We start from the raw sequence: 18,542 nt of genomic DNA, 5'->3' as shown, positions 1-18,542 counted from the left end.
CCTCACCGGGTGAGCGGGCGGACGTCCCACAGCCAGACGTCCGCCACCCGCTGCCCCGGCCCGTAGAGCGCGTCGAGCACCACCTTGAGGTCGTCGTGGCGGCGGGCCCGGTCCGGCAGCGCCACCGCGTCGGCCTTCCAGTGCCGCACGTCGGCGCGGGCCTGCTCGACGTCGGCCGGGCCGACAGCGGTGTCCCGCTGGCCCCGCGACACGGCGGTGAGCAGCTTCGCGGTCGGCTGCGGCTCGACGCCCCACCGGCCGGTGTTGTCGGTCTTGGAGACCGGCCCGAGGAAGTACCCCTCCGGTACGGCGAAGCCGGCCAGCGCGGCGGAACTCCAGTACAGCGACGTCATGCCGTCGACCGGGACCGGCACCAGGGTGCGGCCGGGGGCGACGTGCTCCTTCCAGACGCCGGCGGTGACGAAGTCCGGCACCGGGTTGCGCCCGCGCGCCTCCAGCGGGGTGGGCAGGATCGGCAGCAGCGCGGCGAACAGCGCCACAGCGGCCAGACGGGGCACCAGCCGGGACTGGCCGGGCTCGTCCGCCCGTACCCGGGCCACCCGGTCCCCGGCCACCGCGAACAGCACGCCGAGCGCCACCGTGGTGATCAGCGCGAACCGGGACACCACCACCGAGTCGAACACCGGCAGCTCGGACACCAGCGCGAACGGCGCCGGCACGTCGGTGCGGCGGGTGCCCACGGTCCAGGTGGTGCCGATCGAGAAGACCGCCGAGATCAGCGCGACCACGGCGAGCACCCGGACCACGATCTCGCGGCGCAGCCACAGGGCGGCGCCGATCGCCAGGATCACCACCGACCAGCCGTAGAAGCTGGCCTGCTCGGTGGTGTTCGGGCCCCAGCGCAGGGCGCTGGTGGGGCTGCCGGCCACGGACTCGGTGGCGTACCGCACGAACGAGCCGAGGGTCAGCGCGTAGACGTCCGGGTCGCCCGGGTGACCGACCCGGTGCTGCGGGCCGGCGAACTGCATCCACAGCGGGTACGCGGAGGCCGCACCGACGAGCACGCCGGTGATGGCGAGCCCGCCGAGCATCGGCCCGGCCCGGCGCAGCGCCTCCCGCGGCCGGAAGATCACGTAGCCGACGACCATCATCAGGCAGCCGAGCGCGGTCAGGAACAGGATCTCCAGGCTCACGAAGAACTGCGCCACCACGAGCGCGCCCAGCACCAGGCCGTTGCGCACCGGGCGGCCGTCCCGGGCCAGCCGGATCACCTGCCAGAGGATGAACGGCACCAGCCACTGGGCGGTGATGTGCGGGTGGCCGTTGCTGTGCGACACCAGCGCCGGCGCGAACGCGCAGAACAGGCCGCCGGCGAAGGCCGCCACCCGGGACGAGACCAGGTTGCGGGACAGCACGTGGTACCAGGCGTACGCGGTGCCGGCCAGGTTGAGCGTGATGAACAGCAGGTACGCGAACGGCGCGCCGAACAGCAGGGTGACCGGAGACAGCACCAGCCCTGGTAGCTGCATGCCGACGTTCGTCATCAGGTTCACGCCGTCCGGGGCGTTCTGCAACGAGGTGAAGAACGGGTTCTCCAGGTTGCTGACCGCGTGCGCGGCGTACGCCAGCATCCACTCGTTGAAGCCCTGGTCGTTGGGGCGACTGCCGAGCAACCGCCCGTCGGGGTTCACCCAGCCCCGCGCGGTCACCCAGAACGCGCCGGCCAGGTAGATCGCCGCGACCAGCAGATCCGGCCGCATCCGGTGCCACCGCCCGGGGCGGTCGGCACGCTCCGCCGCGGCGGTCTCCGGCTGCGCCTGCTGCTGCGCGGCGTCGGCGGGCCGGTCCGCGCCGTCGGCGGTCGGCGGCTTCGCGGTCTCGCCGGTGGCGTCGGCCACCGATCCACCGGCGTCTGCGGTGCGGGTACGGGTCTCGGGCCCGGGGGCGGTCATGGCGCCGTAGTGTACGCAAGCCGGGCCGCGCCGCCGGGCCAGGCTCGCCCGGCCCGGTGAAGACTCGGCGACGATCCCCCGGCGGCGGGACGTACCGGCGGTGACCGGACCGTGCCGCGGCGGCGGCGAGCAGCCGGGCGGGCGCCCGCCGGACCGGGGTGATCCGGCCGGTTCGGTTAGGCTGGTCCCTCGTGTCCCGTTCCACGCCACCGGTCACCGTGCTCCCCGTCGGGGCGACGGCGTCCGGTGACGGCGGGTGGCCCGGCCCACCATCGCGTACCGGCCACGTCCGCGTACGTCGTCCGGCGGCGGGTGGGGCACTACTATTTCTAGGGCCTGCGGGCACCGGCCCGGCCACCCGGCCGGGGTCCACGGCCTCCCGTCTCGGGCGGCGGCCGGTCCGCCCCGAGAATCCGTCGCAGATCACGAGGAGTCACGTGTGAAGGTCGTCAGCATCGTCGGCGCCCGACCGCAGTTGGTGAAGCTGGCGCCCATCGCGGCGGCGTTCGCCGAGGACGGGTGCGAGCACGTGATCGTGCACACCGGCCAGCACTACGACGCCGACCTGTCCGACGTCTTCTTCTCCGGCCTCGGCATCCCCGACCCGGACGTGCACCTGGGGATCGGCTCCGGCAGCCACGGCGTGCAGACCGGCAACACCCTGGCCGCCCTGGATCCGGTGCTCGCCGCCGAGGCGCCGGACTGGGTGCTGGTGTACGGCGACACCAACTCGACGCTGGCCGGCACGCTGTCGGCGGTCAAGCAGCACCTGCGGGTGGCGCACCTGGAGGCCGGGCTGCGGTCGTTCAACCGGCGGATGCCGGAGGAGCACAACCGGGTGCTCACCGACCACGCCGCCGATCTGCTGCTCGCCCCCACCGAGGAGGCCGTCCGGCACCTCGCCACGGAGGGCCTGGCCGCCCGTACCGAACTGGTCGGCGACGTGATGGTGGACGTCTGCCTGCGGGTCCGCGACGACGTGGCGCGGGGCGGGCAGCCCCGCCCGGCGCTGCCCGACGGCATCGACCCGGACGCGCCGTACCTGCTCGCCACCCTGCACCGCGCGGAGAACACCGACGACCCGAAGCGGCTCGCCGCGCTGCTCGACGCGCTCGCCGACCTGCCCGTGCCGGTCGCGCTGCTGGCCCACCCGCGGCTGGTCGCCCGCGCCGACGAGCACGGGCTGAAGCTGACCCGGGGCGCGCTGCACGCCGGCCGGCCGCTGCCGTACGCCGCGATGGTGGCCGCCGTGGTCGGCTCCGCCGGCGTGGTCACCGACTCGGGCGGCCTCCAGAAGGAGGCGTACCTGCTGGACCGGCCGTGCACCACGCTGCGCACCGAGACGGAGTGGGTCGAGACGCTCGCCGACGGCTGGAACGTGCTGGTACCGGATCCGCGCGAGCTGGGCGCCGGCTGGGCGGCCACCGCGACGCGTCCCGCCCCGGAGGCGCCGCGCGGCACCCCGTACGGTGACGGCCGGGCGGCCCGGCGGGTCGCCGAGACGCTGCGGCGGCACCTGGCATGACGACGCGCTCCCTCCTCACGATCGGTTATCAGCGATGACCAACCACACCGTCCCGCTCCCCCGCTCGCGGGGCGGGAAGCGGCCGCACGCCATCTACCTCGCGATCGGCTTCCCGCCCGCGGCGAAGAGCAGCGCGTACCGGCTGCGCGAGACGGCGAACCAGTTCGTCGCCCAGGGCTGGGACATCACCGTCATCACGATCTGCCAGCAGGCGTGGGAGCGGGAGTACGGCCTGGACCACACGCTGTCGGAGAAGGTCGACCCGCGGGTGCGGGTGGTCGAGCTGCCGCTGATCCGGGAGGACCTGGAGACCGACATCAGGGCGTTCTCCGAGGAGCGGTCGCTGGACCCGGCGGGCTGGATCAAGCGGCTTCGCAAGCGCGAGCAGCAGGCGTTCCCGGAGCCGGTGTTCGGCGGCTGGCGGTACGAGCTGGAGAAGGCGGTGCTGCGGCTGCACCGCGAGCACCCGGCCGACCTGCTGCTCGCCTCCTGCGCCCCGTACGTGAACCTGGCGGCCACCCGGAAGCTGTGGGAGGAGCACAAGGTCCCGTACGCGGTCGACTTCCGCGACGGCTGGTCGCTCGACGTGATCGGCGGCGGCGAGGCGTTCACCCGCGACTCGGTCTCCGGCCGGTGGGAGTCCACGGTGCTGGAGAACGCGCTCGCGGTGTGGTGCGTCAACGACCCGATCGCCGGCTTCTACCGGGAGCGCTACCCGCACCTGGCCGACCGGGTGCACGTGGTGCGCAACGGCTACGACGAGGACAGCCTGCCGGACATCTCCGGCCGCTCGCCGGACCCGGCAGCCGGGCTGACCTTCGGCTACCTGGGCTCGGTCAACTTCAGCCCGGCGTTCCTGGAGTCGGTACTGGACGCCTGGCGCATCGCCCGGCGCGACGACCCGCTGCTGGCCCGCTCCCGGTTCGAGGTGCGCGGGCACATCGGCGCGGGCGCGTCGCGTGAGGCCAACCGGCACATGGACCTGCTCAAGGAGGCCGCCGTCGACGGGGTCAGCTTCGGCGGCCCGGTGCCGAAGGCGGAGCTGGCGGCCACGTACGGCTCCTGGGACGCGCTGGTGCTGATGCTCGTCGGTGGACGGTTCGTCACCTCCGGCAAGGTGTACGAGTTCATGGCCAGCGGCCTGCCCGTGCTCTCCGCCCACGACGTCGACCACGACGCCAGCAACGTGCTCGCCGGCCATCCGCTGTGGACCGGGGCGGTCGGGCTCGACCCGCACCGCCTCGCCGGCTCCTTCGTGGAGGCCGGCCGGCTGGCCCTGAAGGCGACCGACGCGGACCGGGCCGCCGCCCGGGACCTGGCCCGCCGTTTCGCGCGGCCCGCTGTGCTCGCCCCGGCGGTCCGCCGCCTCACCGAACTCGTCCGGCCCACCGGCGCCGGCGCGGCCACCCCGGCCACTACCTCCTCGACGGGAGATGCCCGACTGTGACCACAGTGCTCATCGTGGCCGCCGCCGCACCGAAGCAGCCGGCCGTGCTGATCGAGGCGCTGGAACGTTTCCGCAGCCGTGGCGCCCGCGTCACGGTGGCGTGCTTCTTCGACAGCGCGGAACTCCCGGTCGACCCGGCGCTGGCCGAGGTGCGGTCGTTCGTCGTACCCGCCGAGAAGCGCGACGCCCGGCTGCGGCGGGCGCTCGGCCGGGCGCAGGCCAACCGCAAGATCTGGCTGCACGCGCAGCGCCATGCCTGGCTGCGGCAGCGTTTCCGGTCCGCCGACCTGCTGGTGGCGCTGGACCCCCGGTCGGTCTACACGGTGTGGGAGATGGCCCAGCGCAACACCCGGGCCGGCGCACACTTCGGGCTCGTGCCGGCGCAGCGGGCGCTCGACGCGCCGCGTACCGAGCCGGTCGGCAAGCGGCTGGAGCGGCAGGTCGCGGCGGCCGCCGGCATCGGCACCCGGGGCGCCAAGCGGGCGGCGGTGGAGACCGTGCGCACCACCGTCCAGAAGGCGACCGGCCAGCGGATCATGAGCAACCCGGCCGGCGCCTGGTTCTGGTCCCGCGCGGTGGCCGCGCCCCGCGTACCGGACCGGCTGCGCAGCAAGCTCGCGGTACGGCTGCACGACAGCGCGGTCAAGGCGGGCCGCCCGGCGGTCGCGGCCCGGACCGCCGCGGCCGCGGTCAGCCGGATCAACAGCGCCGCCACCCGGGCGGACGTGCTCACCAAGGCCGCGCAGGGCGAGCTGGCCCTCGGGCACGTCCCGTCCGGGCTGCACGACGCGATCCGCGCCCAGCTCGCGCTTGCCGACGCCCGGCTGGCGAAGGACCCGAAGAAGGCCGCCGCTGCGGTGTCGCGGGCGTGGAGCCTGGCGTCCAACCGGGTGCTGCACTTCGACCGGCTCTCCTCGCCGATGAGCGACGACCCGGGCGCCTTCCTGGCGCCGTTCCGGGAGAGCGCGGCGGCGCGGAAGCTGTCCGAGCCGCGGGGCCGGCTCGCCCCGGCCGCCCCGGCGCCCACCGACCGGCCGCTGCGGCTGCTGGTCACCACGCTGATCAACGACAACTTCCTCCAGGAGATCCTGGAGCGCTACCGGGGCATGCCGAACGTGGAGGTCCGTTTCCTGGACCTGTACGAGGACCCGGTGACCCGTCCGCTGGCGCTCAGCGGCAGCACCGTGATGGAGCACCTGCTCGGCGCCGAGTCGACGTACGGGGCCAAGATCGAGGAGTGGCTTCGGCCGCACCTGGACTGGGCCGACACCGTGTTCGTCGACTGGTGCCAGGCCACCGCCGCGCTCTTCACGCTGCACGACCCGGGGACGGCCAGGATCATCGTCCGGCTGCACAGCTTCGAGGCGTTCAACTTCTGGCCGCACCTGGTGGACTTCTCCCGGGTCGACGACGTCGTCTTCGTCTCCGAGCACCTGCGGGACCTGTCCACCGCGGTGCTGCCGCAGCTCACCGGCGAACACGCCCCCCGGCTGTGGGTGGTCGACAACGCGATGGACCTGCAGCGCTACCCCCGGGCCAAGCCGGCCGACGCCCGGTTCACGCTGGGGCTGGTCGGGTTCAGCTCGGTGGCGAAGGACCCGCGGTGGGCGATCGACGTGCTGCGGAAGCTGCGGGAGCACGACGAGCGGTACAACCTGACGCTCATCGGCAGCAACTTCAACAACCGGACCAGCAAGCCGGCGAAGGACTACGGCCGGCTGCTCGCCAAGGACCTGGCCGAGCTGGAGCCGCTGGGCGCGGTCCGGCGCTACGGGCAGACCGACGACGTGCCGGGTGCGCTCCAGGAGGTCGGCGTCATCCTCAGCACCTCGGTGCGGGAGAGCTTCCACTGCGGTCTGGTGGAGGGCGTGGCGAGCGGCGCTGTGCCGGTGGTGCGGGACTGGCCGTTCTTCGCCGGCAAGCCGCACGGTGCCCGTACCCTCTTCCCCGCCGACTGGATGGCGGACACCCCGGCGGAGGCGGCGGAGCGGATCCTGGCCGTCACCGCGACCGAGCAGGCGTGGGCGGACGCCGGCCGGGCCGCCTCGGAGCACGTGCTGAAGACCTGGGACTGGGCCGTCACCCAGGCCGACTACGACCGGCTGCTGCTGGGCGACTGAGCAGGCGCAACGAGTGCGGGGCCCGGCCGGTCGGCCGGGCCCCGCTGTCGTTCTCCGCCGGTCAGCGCACCGGCACCGCCGTCCGCTGGTTCGGCACCGCCGTGACGGCGGTGTCCGCCGCCGCCGGCCGCATCGGGCCGGGGTGGTTCGGCAGCAGCCGGGTGTAGACCTCGTCCATCACCCGGGCCTGCGCCTCCCAGGTCCACTGCTCCAGCACACCCGGCCGGTCGTACGCGGCCCGGTAGCGCTGCGGATCGGCCAGCACGGTACGCACCGCCCGGACGTAGTCGTCCAGGTCCTCGGCCCGGAAGACCTCGCCGTGCCCGGTGGCCCGGGTCGCCTCGGCCATCGTCCGCACGTCGCTGACCACCATCGGCAGGCCGCCGTGGGCGTACTCGAAGAACTTGGTGATCAGCGCGATCTCGTGGTTCGGCTTGTGGTGGATCGGGATGACGCCCAGGTCGGCCGGGGCGACGAACGCGGACACCTGCCAGTGCGGCACGTACGGCAGCAGGTGCACCCGGTCGGCCACGCCCAGTTCGGCGGCCAGCTCCTCCAGCTCGTACATGATCGGGGCCTTGCCGTTGGGGTGCACCGAGACCAGCGCGACGTGCGCCTCGGGCATCTCGGTGAGCCCACGGATCATGATGTCCACGCCGCGCGAGGGGTTGATGCCGCCGCAGTAGACGAGCAGCGGCGTGCCGGCGTCGATGCCGCACATCGCCCGGATGTCCGGTACCGGCGTGGCCCGCTGTTCCGGCGTGAGCGACCGCGGCGGCGCGTTCAGCACCACGGCCGGCTGCTCGGGCAGGTCGTGGCTCTCCCGCAGCAGGTCGGCCAGGGTGGACGAGACGGTGATGACCGCGTCGGCGTACGGCGCGTGCTCCCGCACGTAGGCGATCTGGGCGGGCAGCCAGCGCAGGTTGGCCGGCCGGCCGATGATGCCGGGGACGAACTCGTGCGCGTCCCAGAGCAGCTTGACGTCGCGTCCGCCGGCCCGGGCCCGCATGACCGCCCGCGCGCCGACGCCGAGCATCCGGAAGTCGTGCGCGTGGATCAGATCCGGCCGCAGCTCGTCCACGACCGAGGCGAAGGCCAGCTCGAAGTCCCACAGTTCCGGGTCCAGCCGGCGCCAGGCCCGGTCACCGTGCACCCGCTGCCAGAACCGCAGCGCGGCGCGGTCGAGCCGCGAGTCCGGGTTCTGCTGGCTCTCCTGGAGCCGCCGCAGCTGCGCCGAGCGGAACTTGACCCAACGGAACATCGTCTTGTTGAGGAAGTACGGCGCGGCCAGCCGGGCCTTGCCGGCCAGCTCGGCGAGGCGGGGCCCGCCCGCCGCCCGGTTCACCTTGATCTCGGAGAGACGGAACGTCAGGTCGTCCCGGCGGGCCCGCAGCGTGTTCAGCCGCCGCTTGGCGTCCGGCCCCGGCTTGTACGCCAGCGGGCGGCGCAGCAGCGCGCGGCGGTACGCGACCGGGTGGGTCAGCCGCCGGGGCATCCGGATCAGGCGGACCTCGGCGTCGCCGATGCGCCAGGTGTCCTCGGTCGCCGCGCCCTTGAGGATGCCGACCAGGATCACCTCCCAGCCGGCCTCGGCGGCGGAGCGGGCGGCCTTCTGCACCCGGGAGTCGCCGTGGACTCCGTTGTCGACCAGCATCACCACCCGTCCCCGGGTCGGTCGGGCATCGCTACTCGGGACAGCTTGCATCGGGTGCTTCTCCTCGTTGGCGGGGCGGTGCACGGGCGGTCGGCGGGTCACCGGAGGAAGGCGTCGAATGCCTCGGCGGTCCGCCGGCCGTCGTGGTGGTCACGGACGTAACGCGCGCCCTCCGCGGCCAGGGCGACCGCGGCGGGCCTGTCGTCGAGCAGCGACTCGATCGTCTTGACGAGCGTGCCGGGTGTGGCGTTGGCGATCGGCGGCTGGACCCCGGCGGCCCGGTGCGGTCCTTCACTCACGTACGCCACCACGACCTTGCCGGCTGCCATCCCCTCACAGGAGAAGGTGCCGTAGCTGCCCATCACCAACTGGTCGACCACGATGTCGCAGTCCTGCACCAGGCGGCGCATCTCGCTGTGCGGCAGACCCTCCACCAGGCGCAGTTCGATGATCCGTCGATCGTGCAGCTCCTGCAACCGGGGCAGCAGCCGGTCGGTGCCCTTGGTCCAGCGGTTGGACGGGGCGTGCAGCACCACCGGCCGGGTGCGTTCCAGCACCGGACGGTCGCAGGCCCAGGCGTCCACGTCCACGATCAGCGGCGCCCAGGTGGCGAACGGCACGTCGTCCAGCAGGTCCGGCGTGGTCACGAAGAACGGCAGGCCGCTCTCCTCGGCCGTACGCCGGTTCTGCTCGGCCACCACGGTGAGCCGCTCGCGCAGCTCCTCCGGCGCGTCCCGGAACGCGGACTCGGCGTGCCGTTCCAGGTGCGCGCCGGGGTGGCGGATCTCACTGCCGTGCGCCAGCAGCGCGACCTTGAGCCGGGCCCGGCGCAGCGCGGGCAGGTCCGCGGCGATGTCGTCGCCGTTGAGCCGGCCGAGCACCGGACGGAACGCGTCCACGATCAGGTGCGTGTAGAAGCCGAGCACCCGCGCGGCCTGCTGCACCTGCACGTCGAGCCGGTGCTCGCCGGGGAAGTGCAGATACCGGTCGGCCGGGTAGCGGTAGGTGGCCGGTGGCTTGGCGACGACCAGCTCGATGCCGACGTCCGCCCGCGCGGCGCTGATCGCCACCGCGAGGGCGGAGAGCTGCCCGGCGTAGTTCGCCGTGCCCAGACCCAGCCGGACCGGCCCGGCGCCGAGCGCCCGCCACCGGCCCGGAGTGCCGGCCTCGACCGGCGCGACCGCCGGCTCCTGCGGCTCCGGCGTGTCGTCGTCGCCCCGCTGCCAGGCCCGTTCCACCGCCTTGGCGAAGGAGGGCACCGAGCCGGGCGCGTAGAAGTCGCCGGTCCGGTGGCGGGCCAGGTGCTCACGGACCACCCGGTTGTCGGCGGCGACGATCCGCAGGCCGGCGGCGAGGCAGGTGTCGAGCAGCCCGAGACCGGCGTCCGGCGCGAACCCGAACACGGCCACGTCCCCCGAGGCGAGGAACGCGGCCGTCATCGTGCGCGGGCGCGGCACCGGGTGGACCCGGCGTCGGGCCTTGCCGGCCCGGCGGACCAAATCCTGGACGGCCGCCTGCTCCGCCGGGTCGCAGACCAGCGCCAGGTGGAACTCGGGCAACCGGGCCAGGGCGCGCAGCACGCCGTCCAGTGCCCGGTCGCCGGTGATCCCGCCGGCATGCACCAGCAGCGGCGTGCCGGCGGGAAGTTCACACAGTTCGCGTACCGAAGGAGTCTCCCAGGGGCGCGTGCCGGCGGCGGCCCGGCGGAGCGCGATGCGCCACCGCCGGGGAATCCGCCGCCGCACCGCGGAGACCGTCCGCCGCACCGGCGCCGGGCTCATCGCAGTGCCGGCTCCGCGTCGCTGCCGCTGGCCGCCACGGACACGACCTTGCCGTCGGCGGACGACTCCAGCAGGGCGGCCGCGACCTGTACGGTACGCAGACCCTGCCGCAGCGTGACGATGTCGCTCTGCTTGCCCTCCACCGCGTCCCGGAAGCGCTCGTGCTCGACCAGCAGCGGCTCGCGCTTCGGGATCGCGTAGCGGACCATGTCGCCCTCGGCCACGCCGCGGAACGCGCGCAGCGCCTCCCACTCGGTGTCGATGGCGGCGTTGGCGTAGAACGTCAGGTCGGCGGTGAGCGTGTCGGCCACGAAGCAGCCCTTGTCACCGGTGACCACTGTGGACCGCTCCTTGAGCGGGCTGAGCCAGTTCACCAGGTGGTTGACCATCGTGCCGTCGGAGAGCTGGCCGACCACGGCGACCATGTCCTCGTGCAGCCGGCCGCTGCGCGAGACGGTGCGGGCCGCGACCGAGGCGTACTGCCGGCCGGTCACCCAGGCGGTCAGGTCGATGTCGTGGGTGGCCAGGTCCATCACCACGCCGACGTCGGCGATCCGGTGCGGGAACGGGCCCTGGCGCCGGGTCACGACCTGGAACACCTCGCCCAGCTCGCCCGCCTCCAGACGGGTCCGCAGGCTCTGCAGCGCCGGGTTGTAGCGCTCGATGTGGCCGACGCCCGCGACCAGGCCGGCGTTCTCGAACGCCTCGACCAGCCGGGTGGCCGCGTCGACGGACTGGGCCAGCGGCTTCTCGATGAGCGCGCAGACGCCGTTGGCGGCCAGCTCCATGCCGATCGGCTCGTGCAGCGCCGTCGGGCAGGCCACCACCGCGTAGTCGACGCCGAGGGCGAGCAGGTCGCTCAGCTCGGGTACGACCGGGGCGCGCAGCGTGCCGGTCACGTCGCCGGCCGGGTCGACCACGCCGACCAGCTCGACGCCGTCCAGGTTGGACAGCACGCGGGCGTGGTTGCGCCCCATCGCGCCGAGGCCGATCAGGCCGGCCCGCAGCTTCCGTCCGCCGTCGCTCATCGGGCACCGCCGGCCAGGTTCGCGCCCTCGGCGATCCGCTCCAGCTCGGCCTGGCTCAGCGACGGGTGCACCGGCAGCGAGACCACCTCGGCGGCGGCCCGCTCGGTCTCCGGCAGGTCCCACGCGCCCGGCTTGCCGTCCACGAGGTACGGCTTGAGCCGGTGGATCGGGGTCGGGTAGTAGACCGCGTTGCCGATGCCCAGCTCGGTGAGGCGGGCCTGGGCGGCGTCCCGGTCGCCCCGCACCCGCACCGTGTACTGGTGGTAGACGTGCTTGGCGCCGTCGGCGACCGGCGGGGTGACCATGCCGGTGATCGCCGAGTCGAGGAACTTGGCGTTGGCGCGGCGCTGCTCGGTCCACTCGGCGAGCTGGGTGAGCTGCACCCGGCCGATGGCGGCGGCCACGTCGGTCATCCGCATGTTGGCGCCGACGATCTCGTTGGCGTACCGCTGCTCCATGCCCTGGTTGCGCAGCAGCCGCAGGGTGCGGGCGAGGTCCGCGTCGGCGGTGGTGATCATGCCGCCCTCGAGGGAGTGCATGTTCTTCGTCGGGTAGAAGCTGAAGCAGCCGGCGGTGCCGAAGGCGCCGACCGGGGTGCCGTTCAGCTCGGCGCCGTGCGCCTGCGCGGCGTCCTCGACCACGGCGAGGCCGTGCTGCTGCGCGATCTCCATGATCCGGTCCATCGCGGCCGGGTGGCCGTAGAGGTGCACCGGCATGATCGCGACGGTCTTCGGCGTGATCGCCGCGGCGACCGCCTCCGGGTCGACGCAGAAGCTGCCCGGCTCGATGTCCACGAAGACCGGCTCGGCGCCGACCAGCCGGACCGCGTTGCCGCTGGCGGCGAAGGAGAACGAGGGGACGACGATCTCGTCGCCCGGGCCGAAGCCGAGCGCCATCAGCGTCAGCTGGAGCGCGGAGGTGCCGGAGTTGACGGCGACGCAGTGCCGGCCGGCCACCAGGTCGCCGAACTCCTCCTCGAATGCCGCGACCTCGGGGCCCTGCACGACCCGGCCGCTCCGCAGCACCCGGACGGCCGCCTCGATCTCGGCTTCGCCGATGATCGGCCGTGCGGGGGGAATGAACTCTGGATGCGGCCCGGCCATGGGGCTTCCTCCTGTCGACGCGTGGTTCATGGGAGACATTTCGGGGGATGGTACCGCTCTGTCGGGAAAACCAGCCGTTCGCACTGATTGTCCGACCGGTTGTGACCTTCTGTTCATGATCGGCGACGGACCTCCGGGGGCGGCCCGGGGCTCACACTTCCACCTCGTCGCGCACAGGCTCCACGCATGCTACCCGCAGGGCGGCGACGATCGCGGCCGCCATCCGGGGCACCTCGGCGGGCTCCAGCGGGGCCCGGGAGATCGCCATCCGCCAGTAGACCGGACCGACGATCAGATCGACGGCGGCCCGCCTGTCGGTGGCCGGGGACAGCTCGCCGCGCTCGACCGCGCGGCCGATCAGGATCCGGCCCACCGCCTGCTGGTAGTCGTCCAGGGCGGCCTGCAACTTCTCCGCGATCTGCGGGTTGCGGGCCGCCTCGGCCAGCAGGTCCGGGATGATCTGCGCGGCCAGCCGGTGACGTAGTGCACGCGCCATCACGTGCAGCAGGATCTCCAGGTCACCGAGGAGGCTGCCGGTGTCCAGCAGCGGGATGTTCCGGCCCGCCACCGCCGAGACCATGTCCAGCACCAGATCGAGCTTGGAACGCCAGCGGCGGTAGATGGCGGTCTTGCTCACACCGGCCCGGCGGGCCACCGCCTCGATGGAGAGGCGACCGTAGCCGACCTCGGCCAACTCCTGCATCACGGCGGCGCGGATGGCACTGGTGATCTCCCCGCGCAGCACCGCCGCGCCGGCCGGAGCACGCCTCTTCTCGGTCGTCACGTGGAACAATGTAGCGCAACGACGGTACGGTTGCGTCCCGACGTTCGGTGGACTACCTTCCATGCAGCAGCGAGGCGGCTCCTCCCCGCCCGGCCACGCTGGATCTCATTCACCGCACTGCTCCCCATCAGCACGAAAGATCGGAGCGCCTGAACATGGCCAACACCGCGGTGGCCGACCCCGAATCCGGACTGACCCGGGCCCAACTGGCCCAGCGGTACGGGCTACGGGTGGCCGGGGAACGACCCGCCCTGGGTGAGTACGCCCGCCGGTTGTGGGCGTACCGGCACTTCATGACCGCGTACTCCCGGGCGAAGGTCGCCTCCTCGCTGAGCAACACCCAGCTCGGCCAGCTCTGGCAGGTGCTGACACCGCTCACCAACGCGGCCGTCTACTTCCTGATCTTCGGCGTCATCCTGGGCCAGCACCGGAACGTGCCGAACTTCATCGCGTACCTGTGCACCGGCGTCTTCATCTTCATCTTCACGCAGACCGCGGCCTCGAACGGCGTCAGCGCGATCACCGGCAACCTGGGCCTGATCCGGGCGCTCCAGTTCCCCCGGGCGGCGCTGCCGATCACGGTCACGCTGGTGCAGCTCCAGCAGCTGCTCATGTCGATGGTGGTGCTGGCCGGCATCGTGCTCGTCACCGGCGAGCCGCTCACCTTCCGCTGGATCCTGATCGTCCCGATGCTGCTGCTCCAGACGATCTTCAACGTCGGGCTGAGCATGGTCATGGCCCGCCTCGGTTCCAAGGCCACCGACCTCAAGCAGGTCATGCCGTTCGTGATGCGCACCTGGCTGTACGCCTCCGGCGTGCTCTACCCGGTGACGCTCATCCGCGAGCACCTGCCGCCGTGGGCGGCGAACATCCTGGAGTGGAACCCGCCGCTGGTCTTCATCGAGCTGGCCCGCTACGCGCTGCTCGACTCGCACCAGGCGCACCTGGTGAGCTCCCCGGCGAAGCTCTGGGCGCTCGGGGTGTTCTGGGCGATCGTGATGGGCGTCGGCGGGTTCGTCTACTTCTGGCGCGGAGAGAAGGAGTACGGCCGTGGCTGAGCAGACCCTGCCGTTGAACGCCGGCCCGGTGACCGACTCGGGCCGCGTCCCCACAGTGGTGGTGGACGACGTGCACGTCATCTACCGGATCCACAAGGGCGCGACCGGCGGCACCACACCGGTCTCCGCGCTCAAGCGGATCGTCTCCCGTACCAAGGCGCCGAACATCCGCGAGGTGCACGCGGTCAAGGGCGTGAGCTTCACCGCGTACGAGGGTGAGGCGATCGGCCTGATCGGCAGCAACGGCTCCGGCAAGTCCACGCTGCTGCGGGCCATCGCCGGGCTGCTCCCGCCGGCCCGCGGCGCCGTCTACACCCAGGGCCAGCCGTCGCTGCTCGGCGTCAACGCCGCGCTGCTCAACGACCTGTCCGGTGAGCGCAACGTGGTGCTCGGCTGCCTCGCCATGGGCATGCACCCGGACGAGGTCAAGAAGATCGCCCCGGAGATCATCGAGTTCTCCGGGATCAACGAGCGCGGCGACTTCGCCTCGCTGCCGATGCGCACCTACTCCTCCGGCATGGGCGCGCGGCTGCGCTTCGCGATCTCCTCGGCGAAGAAGCACGACGTGCTGCTCATCGACGAGGCGCTGGCCACCGGCGACCGCAAGTTCCGGGTCCGCAGCGAGCAGCGGGTCCGCGAACTGCGCGACAGCGCCGGCACCGTCTTCCTGGTCAGCCACTCGATCGGCTCGATCCGGGACACCTGTGAGCGGACCATCTGGCTGGAGAGCGGCGTCCTGAAGATGGACGGCCCCACCAAGGAGGTCTGCGACGCGTACGAGAACCAGAAGTAGCGCCTCGGAGCGCACCGCACCGGGTTCCGCCCGGAGCGGTGCGCTCCCGCGTACGCGTTAAGGTTTTCGGACCCATCCCCTTTCACCCAGAGTGAGGTACGGCAATGACGCAGGACCACACCACCGCACCGGACGCCGCGCCGGCGAGCCCGGCACCCTGGCGCCCCGCGCGTACGGTGGCCGTGATCCTCGCCGGGGGGACCGGTACGCGCCTCGGGCTGGGCATCCCCAAGCAGCTGCTCAAGATCGCCGGTAAGCCGATCATCGAGCACACGCTGGCCGTCTTCGAGGCCGCGCCGGAGATCGACGAGATCATCGTGCTGATGGCCACCGGTCACGTCGACGACGCGCGGCGCATCGTCGCCGACGCCGGCTTCCGCAAGGTCACCAAGGTGATCGAGGGCGGTGAGACCCGCAACGACACCACCCGGATCGCGCTCGACGCGGTCGGCGAGGGCGACGTCAACATCCTCTTCCACGACGCGGTCCGCCCGCTGGTCAGCGCCCGGATCGTGCGCGAGTGCGTGAACGCGCTCTGGACCTACTCGGCTGTCGACGTGGCCATCCCGTCCGCCGACACGATCATCCAGGTCGACGCGGACGACTGCATCACCGACATCCCGGTGCGCTCCCGGCTGCGCCGCGGCCAGACCCCGCAGGCGTTCCGCTCCGGCACCATCCGTGAGGCGTACCGGCACGCCGAGGGCGACCCCGACTTCGCCGCCACCGACGACTGCGGCGTGGTGCTGCGCTACCTGCCCGGCACGCCGATCAAGGTGATCGACGGCTCGGACGAGAACATCAAGGTCACCCACCCGGTCGACGTGCACCTGGCCGACAAGCTGTTCCAGCTCGCCGCCGCGCAGGCGCCCCGGCTGACCGACCACCGCAGCTACGCCGAGGAGCTGACCGGCCGGACCATCGTGGTCTTCGGCGGCAGCTACGGCATCGGCCACGACCTGGCCGAACTGGCCCGCTCCTACGGTGCACAGGTCTTCCCGTTCAGCCGCTCCACCACCGGCACGCACGTCGAGCGCGCCGAGGACGTGGCCGCCGCGCTGAAGACCGCCTTCGAGGCCACCGGCCGGATCGACCACGTGGTGGTCACCGCCGGCATCCTCGAGAAGGGCGCGCTGGCCGAGATGGACTCCGAGACGATGGACCGTCTCCTGCACGTCAACTTCGTCGGCCCGGTCACCATCGCGCGCCAGTCCCTGCCGTACCTCCAGCAGACCAAGGGCCAGCTGCTGCTCTACACGTCCAGCTCGTACACCAGGGGCCGGGCCCGCTACGCGCTCTACTCGGCCACCAAGGCCGCGCTGGTCAACCTGACCCAGGCGCTCGCCGACGAGTGGGCCGAGTTCGGGGTACGCGTCAACTGCGTCAACCCGGAACGCACCGCCACGCCGATGCGGACGCGGGCGTTCGGCGAGGAGCCGGAGCACACGCTGCTCTCCTCCGAGGCGGTCGCGCAGGCGTCCCTGGACGTGCTGATCTCCGACCTGACCGGCCAGGTGGTCGACGTGCGCCGGTCCCCCGGCGAGCAGGTGGCCGCCGTACCGGCCCAGCCGGGCCCGCACCGGTCCGAGCTGTCCGCCGACGCCTGAACCCGACGGGACGTACCAGATGCGTGGTGACCTGGTCCGCAAGCTGCTCGCCCGGGTGCTGACCACCGGGCTGGCGGTGCTGGCCTTCCTCGTCGTGGCGCTCACCGGCGCCACCGGCTGGGGCCTGGCCCTGGCGGTCGCGGCGCTGGCCGCCACCGCCTGGGAGCGCCGGGTCCGGCCGTCCGCCGACGGGCTCGCCGAGACGGTGCTCGTGGCCGCCGGCATCCTGGTCGGCTACGCCCGTCGCCTCGACGACGGCTTCGACCCGGCGCTCACGGCCACCGCGCTGGTGCTGCTCGGGCTGGTGCTGCTGGTCGGGCCGCTGCGGCAGGCCGGCGCGCTGGAGATCCGCGCGGCGAACCTCCCGGTCCGCACGTGGACACCGGTGGTCGCCGCCCGGCTGGGCGACGCGCTGCTGGTGCTGCTCGCCGTGGTGTCGCTCGCCGCCGCCCTGACGCTGCCCGCGTGGACCGCGCTGGTCGCCGCACTGCTGGTCGGCGCCGGATGCGGGGCGGTCGCGCTGGACCTCGCCCGGCGCCGGTTCCGGCCGCCCGCCGGAGGTGGACCGGTCGGCCGGGCGCTGCGCCGCCACCAGCCCGAGTTCGTGCTGCACTTCTCCGCTCCGCCCGGCTCGGAGTACCAGGTCACCATGTGGCTGCCGTACCTGGAACGGATCGGCCGCCCGTTCATGGTGGTGCTGCGCGAACCGGAGCACCTGCCCGCGGTGGCCGCCGCCACCCGCGCCCCGGTCGTCCTCTGCCCCACGCTGAAGGCGCTGGACGAGGCGCTGGTGCCCAGCCTGCGGGTCGCCTTCTACGTCAACCACGGCGCGAAGAACGCCCACCTGATCCGGTTCAGCCGGCTCACCCACGTGCAGCTGCACCACGGCGACAGCGACAAGGCCCCCAGCGCCAACCCGGTCTCGGCCATCTTCGACAAGATCTTCGTGGCCGGTCAGGCCGCGATCGACAGGTACGCCCGCGCCGGCGTGGAGATCCCCGCCGACAAGTTCGTCGTAGTCGGCCGTCCCCAGGTCGAGGCCATCGAGGTACGCCGCGAGCCGGTCACCCCGCCGACGCACCCGACGCTCCTCTACACGCCCACCTGGACCGGGCACCACGCCGACGCCAACTACTGCTCGCTGCCGGTGGCCGAGACGCTGATCCGCCGGCTGATCGACAGGGGTGCCGTGGTGATCCTGCGCGCCCACCCGTACACCGGCAAGAACCCGGCCTCGGCCCGCCAGCTCGCCCGGCTCACCGAACTGCTCGCCGCCGACCGTGCGAAGACCGGCCGGCCGCACCTGTTCGGCGCCGCCGCGAGCCGCGAGCTGACGCTCACCGAGTGCGTCAACCGCGCCGACGCGCTGGTCTCCGACGTCTCCGGGGTCATCTCCGACTGGCTCTACTCCGGCAAGCCGTACGCGGTCACCGACACCGGCGCCGACGGCGAGCACTTCGTCGAGCGGTTCCCGCTCGCGGCGTCCGGCTACGTGCTGCGGCGCGACATGTCAAACGTGGACGAGGTGCTCACCGACCTGCTGGACGCCGACCCGAAGGCGGCACAGCGCTGGGCGGCGCGTACCCGCTACCTGGGCGACTTCCCCGCCGACGCCTACGCCGAGGCGTTCCTCTCCGCCGCCCGCCGGCAACTGGAACCCGACTGGGCGGTCCCGGGGCCGCGCGCGGCCCGCTAGAAGCGCGAGCCGGCCCGTCGCGGGCCGGCTCGC

The 18,542-nt window shown here is 73.0% G+C and carries 13 protein-coding genes; 7 read left to right on the top strand and 6 right to left on the bottom strand.

What is annotated here, in order from left to right; all coding sequences use genetic code 11:
* Window positions 1–2: 2 nt before the first annotated feature.
* Window positions 3–1,913 carry a hypothetical protein gene (locus O7546_RS08290; protein ID WP_194800895.1) on the bottom strand — a complete coding sequence of 637 codons (1,911 nt, stop codon included), beginning with the start codon at window positions 1,911–1,913 and terminating at the stop codon, window positions 3–5.
* A 439-nt stretch (window positions 1,914–2,352) separates the two neighbouring features.
* Here O7546_RS08290 and wecB point away from each other — a divergent pair, with 439 nt between their 5' ends.
* The 3 genes from wecB to O7546_RS08275 are packed head-to-tail and all read left to right on the top strand — an operon-like array spanning window position 2,353 to window position 7,005.
* The gene (gene wecB, locus O7546_RS08285; RefSeq protein ID WP_194800894.1) at window positions 2,353–3,438 is read left to right on the top strand and encodes a UDP-N-acetylglucosamine 2-epimerase (non-hydrolyzing); all 1,086 of its coding nucleotides are present in this window, start codon (window positions 2,353–2,355) and stop codon (window positions 3,436–3,438) included.
* A gap of 34 nt (window positions 3,439–3,472) precedes the next feature.
* Entirely contained in the window at window positions 3,473–4,885 is a 1,413-nt protein-coding gene (locus O7546_RS08280) for a glycosyl transferase (protein ID WP_194800893.1), read from the top strand.
* A complete protein-coding gene (locus O7546_RS08275; RefSeq protein WP_194800892.1) occupies window positions 4,882–7,005 on the top strand; it encodes a hypothetical protein in 2,124 nt (707 codons plus the stop codon). The genes O7546_RS08280 and O7546_RS08275 overlap by 4 nt, the downstream gene beginning before the upstream one ends.
* Before the next feature lie 61 nt (window positions 7,006–7,066).
* Here O7546_RS08275 and O7546_RS08270 read toward each other — a convergent pair whose 3' ends face one another.
* The 5 genes from O7546_RS08270 to O7546_RS08250 form a co-directional block, all read right to left on the bottom strand.
* On the bottom strand, window positions 7,067–8,659 hold the full coding sequence (locus O7546_RS08270; RefSeq protein ID WP_269696492.1) for a glycosyltransferase: 1,593 nt from the start codon (window positions 8,657–8,659) through the stop codon (window positions 7,067–7,069).
* Between the two features lie 98 nt (window positions 8,660–8,757).
* Window positions 8,758–10,440 carry a glycosyl transferase family 1 gene (locus tag O7546_RS08265; RefSeq protein ID WP_281600694.1) on the bottom strand — a complete coding sequence of 561 codons (1,683 nt, stop codon included), beginning with the start codon at window positions 10,438–10,440 and terminating at the stop codon, window positions 8,758–8,760.
* Window positions 10,437–11,468: a Gfo/Idh/MocA family oxidoreductase gene (locus O7546_RS08260; RefSeq protein WP_194800889.1), complete on the bottom strand. Its 1,032-nt coding sequence runs from the start codon at window positions 11,466–11,468 to the stop codon at window positions 10,437–10,439. Before O7546_RS08260 ends, O7546_RS08265 begins: the two co-directional genes overlap by 4 nt.
* Window positions 11,465–12,571 (bottom strand): DegT/DnrJ/EryC1/StrS family aminotransferase, encoded by a 1,107-nt coding sequence (locus tag O7546_RS08255; protein WP_194800888.1) that lies wholly within the window; start codon window positions 12,569–12,571, stop codon window positions 11,465–11,467. Before O7546_RS08255 ends, O7546_RS08260 begins: the two co-directional genes overlap by 4 nt.
* Before the next feature lie 151 nt (window positions 12,572–12,722).
* The gene (locus O7546_RS08250; RefSeq protein ID WP_135239215.1) at window positions 12,723–13,355 is read right to left on the bottom strand and encodes a TetR/AcrR family transcriptional regulator; all 633 of its coding nucleotides are present in this window, start codon (window positions 13,353–13,355) and stop codon (window positions 12,723–12,725) included.
* A 155-nt stretch (window positions 13,356–13,510) separates the two neighbouring features.
* Here O7546_RS08250 and O7546_RS08245 point away from each other — a divergent pair, with 155 nt between their 5' ends.
* From O7546_RS08245 to O7546_RS08230, 4 genes are all read left to right on the top strand, one after another.
* Entirely contained in the window at window positions 13,511–14,413 is a 903-nt protein-coding gene (locus tag O7546_RS08245) for an ABC transporter permease (protein ID WP_194800887.1), read from the top strand.
* Window positions 14,406–15,206 carry an ABC transporter ATP-binding protein gene (locus tag O7546_RS08240; RefSeq protein ID WP_135239213.1) on the top strand — a complete coding sequence of 267 codons (801 nt, stop codon included), beginning with the start codon at window positions 14,406–14,408 and terminating at the stop codon, window positions 15,204–15,206. The genes O7546_RS08245 and O7546_RS08240 overlap by 8 nt, the downstream gene beginning before the upstream one ends.
* 104 nt (window positions 15,207–15,310) lie before the next feature.
* Window positions 15,311–16,813, top strand: coding sequence for a bifunctional cytidylyltransferase/SDR family oxidoreductase (locus O7546_RS08235; protein ID WP_281600693.1), 1,503 nt, complete (start codon window positions 15,311–15,313; stop codon window positions 16,811–16,813).
* Window positions 16,814–16,832: 19 nt separating this feature from the next.
* A complete protein-coding gene (locus O7546_RS08230) occupies window positions 16,833–18,509 on the top strand; it encodes a CDP-glycerol glycerophosphotransferase family protein (protein ID WP_281600692.1) in 1,677 nt (558 codons plus the stop codon).
* Window positions 18,510–18,542: the final 33 nt, after the last annotated feature.

Origin of the sequence: Micromonospora sp. WMMA1976 (assembly GCF_027497335.1) — a bacterium.
GTDB lineage: Bacteria > Actinomycetota > Actinomycetes > Mycobacteriales > Micromonosporaceae > Micromonospora > Micromonospora aurantiaca.
This window is presented reverse-complemented; position numbering and strand designations above follow the sequence as displayed.

Excerpts from the sequence above, each read along its gene's own strand:
- O7546_RS08290 (WP_194800895.1), bottom strand. The coding sequence starts at position 1,913 with ATGACCGCCCCCGGGCCCGAGACCCGTACCCGCACCGCAGACGCCGGT.
- O7546_RS08280 (WP_194800893.1), top strand. The coding sequence starts at position 3,473 with ATGACCAACCACACCGTCCCGCTCCCCCGCTCGCGGGGCGGGAAGCGG.
- O7546_RS08270 (WP_269696492.1), bottom strand. The coding sequence starts at position 8,659 with ATGCTGGTCGACAACGGAGTCCACGGCGACTCCCGGGTGCAGAAGGCC.
- O7546_RS08265 (WP_281600694.1), bottom strand. The coding sequence starts at position 10,440 with ATGAGCCCGGCGCCGGTGCGGCGGACGGTCTCCGCGGTGCGGCGGCGG.
- O7546_RS08260 (WP_194800889.1), bottom strand. The coding sequence starts at position 11,468 with ATGAGCGACGGCGGACGGAAGCTGCGGGCCGGCCTGATCGGCCTCGGC.
- O7546_RS08255 (WP_194800888.1), bottom strand. The coding sequence starts at position 12,571 with ATGGCCGGGCCGCATCCAGAGTTCATTCCCCCCGCACGGCCGATCATC.
- O7546_RS08245 (WP_194800887.1), top strand. The coding sequence starts at position 13,511 with ATGGCCAACACCGCGGTGGCCGACCCCGAATCCGGACTGACCCGGGCC.
- O7546_RS08235 (WP_281600693.1), top strand. The coding sequence starts at position 15,311 with ATGACGCAGGACCACACCACCGCACCGGACGCCGCGCCGGCGAGCCCG.
- O7546_RS08230 (WP_281600692.1), top strand. The coding sequence starts at position 16,833 with ATGCGTGGTGACCTGGTCCGCAAGCTGCTCGCCCGGGTGCTGACCACC.